3 protein-coding genes are annotated in these 2171 nt (G+C 45.3%); 1 reads left to right on the top strand and 2 read right to left on the bottom strand.

The annotated features are described in order from the left end of the window. The first annotated feature begins 376 nt into the window (after positions 1-376). Positions 377-841 carry an Hsp20/alpha crystallin family protein gene (locus QVO97_RS04545; RefSeq protein WP_022359203.1) on the top strand — a complete coding sequence of 155 codons (465 nt, stop codon included), beginning with the start codon at positions 377-379 and terminating at the stop codon, positions 839-841. Between the two features lie 150 nt (positions 842-991). Here QVO97_RS04545 and QVO97_RS04540 read toward each other — a convergent pair whose 3' ends face one another. Together QVO97_RS04540 and QVO97_RS04535 are read right to left on the bottom strand one after the other, a co-directional pair. Further along, positions 992-1561 (bottom strand): hypothetical protein, encoded by a 570-nt coding sequence (locus QVO97_RS04540; protein WP_022359202.1) that lies wholly within the window; start codon positions 1559-1561, stop codon positions 992-994. Positions 1562-1779: 218 nt separating this feature from the next. Beyond that, positions 1780-2171 (bottom strand): cell wall hydrolase (locus QVO97_RS04535; RefSeq protein ID WP_288188928.1); only part of this gene is annotated, 392 nt, incomplete at its 5' end.

Raw genomic sequence — 2171 nt, 5'->3', positions numbered from 1 at the left:
TGATACATAAATCGTAGTTCTTGATATTGCCCCAGTCAGTCTGCGTAAAATGTCTGCAGTGAACGGAGCGTTCATGATTTACTTTTTTGATAATTGGAGGCAGGTGCAGCGATAGATTCAGTGGCAGGTGCCACATCCTCTATTTCTTTTAGGGACTTATTTCACAGCCCCTTTCACGTAAATGTGCATGGCTCGTAGCGTTCACAAATTCTTCACAAAAAAATAGCACTCACCTCTTGACAGTGCTAATAAGAAGTGCTATAACATAGCCAGAACGAAGGAAAAGGAAGAAAAGAAAAGTTCCCAGACCGTCCCGGTTCCGAAAATGTTGGTAAATAAACATAATGAAATGAAGTTAGAAAAGGAGAGATGACTTATGTTAATGCCGAGTATTTTTGGAGAAAATTTGTTTGATGATTTCTTTAATGATTTTCCGTTTTATGATGATAACGCCGGACAGAAGATAGAGAAAAAGCTGTATGGACGCCATGGACAGAACCTGATGAAGACCGATATCAAGGAAATGGAAGATGGCTATGAGCTGGAGATGGATCTGCCGGGATTTAAGAAAGAAGAGATTTCGATTTCCCTGGAAGATGGTAATCTGACGATTCAGGCTGCGAAGGGACTGGATGAGGACGAGAAGGAGAAAAAGTCCGGTCGTTACATCCGCAGAGAGCGTTACGCAGGTTCCTGTGCGAGAAGCTTCTATGTCGGTGATGATATAACCGAGGAAGATATCAAGGCGGAATTTAAGCATGGTATTTTGAAGATTTTTGTTCCGAAGAAAGAAGCAAAACCGGAAGTCGAGCAGAAAAAATATATTGCGATTGAAGGATAATGTAGAAGAAGCAGTCAGCCGGATTGATGAATGCAGTTGTCTGGCTGTAACATAGAAAAGAGCGCTGCGGCACTCATGGAGCAGTTTTACCAGAAATGGAAAGCCGGTTTGTGAGTGTTGCGGCGCTCTTTTTCACTATTTTATCTCTGATTAGTAGTTAATAGCTGTGATACCGATAGATCCCTCTTTGTCCAGACCAAAGGTAACTGCCGGTTTACCGGATGGATCGCCTACGATGAAACCTGCCTTGGTCAGTTCGGTGGAAGAAACATCGGCTGTCTTGACTGCCTCAATCAGCGCGTCGGTAAATACTTTGTCTGCGTCGAGAGCCATAAATTCAGTTCTGTTATTTACGACAATCCCGTCATCGATGCCGATGTAGGACGGATAGACAAGCAGCTCGGCTAAATCGTTCATATTTTTATTGGCGATGATGCTTTGAAGGGATCTGGCAAAACCACGGTAAAGTTCTGTGATTTCTTTTTCGCTCAGAGTCTCGTCTTCTGCATGATCTGCATCCGTTGTCTGGGCGGTTTCTTTTTCTCCGGCAGTAGTTGTTTCGCTGGCATCGCTGCTTTCTGCTGATGTATCGTTTTCCTGTGTGGATTCAGCGGCAGTTGTTTCAGCCGTGGTTGTTTCAGACGGCTGGCTGGAGCAGGCGGTCATGCTGGCGGCTGCGATGAGAGTGGAAACCATCAAGGTATAAATTGATTTTCTCATAATTTCCTCCATTTGTAATCAATGGACTCCCGGAAGCTTTCTGTGCTTAATGCTGTGAGATGATTTGCAGGAAAGACTCCGAGAGTACCTATCAATAAGGTATGGACAGTAGGTGTCCTCTGCCTGTATGTTTTGCTGATATGATTATCATATCATAAGGCGATGGGAATGTATATGAGGTTTAATGTAATGCGTTTAAATCCGCCTTTTTTAGCCTTTTATTTTTTATAGAAACAATTCCCACCAACCACCTGATAGCTGGAGTAGCTGTCGTAGTTTGCTGATTTGGTCGAGGTAAAATAAAGGTAGTCGCCTATCTGATTCGCCCCGGCGAGCGCTGCCTTTGCCGCCTTGGTGGCAGTAGAGGACGGTCCTCTATCGAGATATTTGTCAAGCAGGCCGGAGGTCGCGCCTGGGAACTGTCCGTCCGCGTAGATAACGCTGGAGATGGATTTGCCCCATTTGCCAGATTTGACGCGGTTGACGATCAGACTTCCGACTGCCAGATAGCTTTCATAGGATCCGCCGTTGGCTTCCATCGTGAGGCAGGCGGAGAGCAGATAAACGTCGCTCTCGGAGGCGGAGATCACGTAGGATGATTTAGCGGCTG

The sequence above is a fragment of the Clostridium sp. CAG:43 genome, assembly GCF_000434655.1.
Classification (GTDB): Bacteria; Bacillota; Clostridia; order Lachnospirales; family Lachnospiraceae; genus Otoolea; species Otoolea fessa.
Note: the sequence above shows the minus strand (reverse complement) of the source record. Positions and strands in the feature narration are given on the sequence as shown.

Coding starts and splice junctions, on each gene's coding strand:
- QVO97_RS04545 (WP_022359203.1), top strand. CDS start 377: ATGTTAATGCCGAGTATTTTTGGAGAAAATTTGTTTGATGATTTCTTT.
- QVO97_RS04540 (WP_022359202.1), bottom strand. CDS start 1,561: ATGAGAAAATCAATTTATACCTTGATGGTTTCCACTCTCATCGCAGCC.